A 1,977-nucleotide genomic window follows, 5' to 3' on the forward strand; every position below is an offset into this window, starting at 1 on the left:
CCTGGACAGGGCCGGCAAGGAGTTATGCACAACCGACGCTTGACACCGAGCGGCAAGCGCGTTCCACGCATGCCATGGTCAGCATTCGGTAATATTCCGTAGCGCACTGAATTGCAGACAAAAATCGATTGACCAAAAATTGGTCAATCTAACAAGAGCGCCACAAGCCATTGAGCCGCCGGGACCGCCCGAGACTCATCCACAGGGTTATCCACAGGTCATGTGGATGTCCCGGTTTTCACTCATATCCGTAACGAATTGCGCGGGATCAACTCCAAGCGGTCTGAGGTGATGCGGCTAAGTGTCTGAATGCTGCAACGCAACAGCGCGGCGAGTGCAGCACATCTGGGGCTTACTAGAGACCGTTCATACACCTGATGTAGCCGACGAACGGCGCACCTGTGCGGGGCTGCTCAGCGCCAAGATCGACTGGGTACTATTCTGAGAGTGGACGATGTCAATGGGGGCTCTGATGAGCGCACTTGCTACCCTGACGCAGGCAGCATTGGAGATCGCCAAGCCGGAACAGTTTGACGCGGCCAACTTTCTGTTGCGGCTGAATACCTACATGGCGGCGACCGGCATCCACCTGCGAGACATCACCGTCGGCGAGCTGGTGCTGTTGGTGGACGACTGCGAGACCTGGCGGCGCGCAGCGTGAGCAAGGCAGTCTGCCTGACGCTGACGGGCGCGACGACTGGCGCGCGAATCAATGGCAAGGTTGGATATCCTGCGCGATGACGGGTAAGCCGGGCGGGGGTTGGCTCGACTGCAGCGCTGTTTTACCCGCCCAGGCGGCTCCGCTGTCACCCGCACTATGGGGTCGACACCGGTGCTCGCGATGGCAAATCGACCCACCCGAGCAGCGCGACCGCATGACATTCTGCGCTGCTGTGGCCACTCCGCGGCAGTCGAACAGGGCACGCGGGTGCCGCCGGGCATGAAGATGCCGGATACCCGTGCGTTTGCGCTGCACCGCCTGCGGCGGGTGGACCGACCCTGGTCCGTCACCGGGGACGAGCCGCAAGACGAGCGCGCTCTTGCGGCCGGTGTGCTGGTGCCTTGACCAATTTCCCCATTAATCCGTGGCAAGGGCCGGGGCGCTGGTGGACGTCGGATCGGCGCCTCGCCCTGTCAGACAGCGGCCTCGTTCTCCTCGCCGGTGCGAATGCGCACGACTCGGTCGATGGTGCTGATAAAGATCTTGCCATCACCGATCTTGCCAGTGCGTGCAGCCTTGATGACGGCATCGACACAGACATCGAGGTCATCGTCGGCGACCACCAGCTCAAGCTTGACCTTGGGCAGGAAATCCACAACGTACTCGGCCCCGCGGTAGAGCTCAGAATGCCCTTTTTGGCGGCCGAAGCCCTTGGCGTCGATCGCGGTAATGCCCGCAACGCCGGCCCGGGACAAGGCGTCGCGGACGTCTTCGAGCTTGAACGGCTTGATGATGGCTTCGACCCTTTTCATGCGGTCCTCCCGTCGGGACTAGGGCAGGGGATGCGACGAGTATAAGGTTTCCTGGTTCATCGGCGTCCATATTACCGCTCCGATTCTTTGGCTCACGGCGCAAATACACCCGACCAACGACATCAACACACGAGAGCGGTGCCGCCGGTAAGCAAGTGGGGCCGCTAGGCAAGCGCCGTTACGCGCTCCAGCCGAGCCCCAACGCCCGGTACAGTTGTCCCGGCGCCCAGTTGGAAGGGGTCTGGACCCGGAGCGTCTCGTGCAGCTCATCACGCCAGGCCTGCAGTTGTTCGGAAGGATGCGTGACCGGTTGGTCGAGCAGGAGGTCGTCCAAGAGCACTATGAGACGCTCGGCGGTTGCCGCGTTGAGAGTGACTGTTGCTGTTGCCATAGCGGAAGGCCTCCTGGAGAGCGCGCTGCAAGGCGCTGGTTTCGTCATCATCAGGCGCGAGCGGCGCGGGCCGCGCTCTGGCTGCCCGGCCTATCCAAATCGGGTGTCACCCC

General features: G+C 62.3%; 4 protein-coding genes. 2 read left to right on the forward strand and 2 right to left on the reverse strand.

The window, feature by feature from the left end; genetic code table 11:
- Positions 1-472 precede the first annotated feature (472 nt).
- Both I6U14_RS17495 and I6U14_RS17500 read left to right on the forward strand, forming a co-directional pair.
- Complete coding sequence (locus I6U14_RS17495) at positions 473-661, forward strand: hypothetical protein (protein WP_296901076.1); 189 nt, start codon at positions 473-475, stop codon at positions 659-661.
- Between the two features lie 279 nt (positions 662-940).
- Positions 941-1,066 carry a hypothetical protein gene (locus I6U14_RS17500; protein ID WP_296901078.1) on the forward strand — a complete coding sequence of 42 codons (126 nt, stop codon included), beginning with the start codon at positions 941-943 and terminating at the stop codon, positions 1,064-1,066.
- Between the two features lie 68 nt (positions 1,067-1,134).
- Here I6U14_RS17500 and I6U14_RS17505 read toward each other — a convergent pair whose 3' ends face one another.
- Both I6U14_RS17505 and I6U14_RS17510 read right to left on the reverse strand, forming a co-directional pair.
- Positions 1,135-1,473 (reverse strand): P-II family nitrogen regulator, encoded by a 339-nt coding sequence (locus I6U14_RS17505; protein ID WP_296901079.1) that lies wholly within the window; start codon positions 1,471-1,473, stop codon positions 1,135-1,137.
- A gap of 178 nt (positions 1,474-1,651) precedes the next feature.
- Positions 1,652-1,864 carry a hypothetical protein gene (locus I6U14_RS17510; RefSeq protein WP_296901080.1) on the reverse strand — a complete coding sequence of 71 codons (213 nt, stop codon included), beginning with the start codon at positions 1,862-1,864 and terminating at the stop codon, positions 1,652-1,654.
- Between the last annotated feature and the right edge of the window lie 113 nt (positions 1,865-1,977).

It is taken from the genome of Thiohalocapsa sp. (assembly GCF_019695415.1).
In the GTDB taxonomy this organism is placed as follows: domain Bacteria; phylum Pseudomonadota; class Gammaproteobacteria; order Chromatiales; family Chromatiaceae; genus Thiohalocapsa.

Bases quoted from the DNA above. Each gene is read 5' to 3' on its own strand.
- I6U14_RS17495 (WP_296901076.1), top strand. From the start codon at position 473: ATGAGCGCACTTGCTACCCTGACGCAGGCAGCATTGGAGATCGCCAAG.
- I6U14_RS17500 (WP_296901078.1), top strand. From the start codon at position 941: ATGAAGATGCCGGATACCCGTGCGTTTGCGCTGCACCGCCTGCGGCGG.
- I6U14_RS17505 (WP_296901079.1), bottom strand. From the start codon at position 1,473: ATGAAAAGGGTCGAAGCCATCATCAAGCCGTTCAAGCTCGAAGACGTC.
- I6U14_RS17510 (WP_296901080.1), bottom strand. From the start codon at position 1,864: ATGGCAACAGCAACAGTCACTCTCAACGCGGCAACCGCCGAGCGTCTC.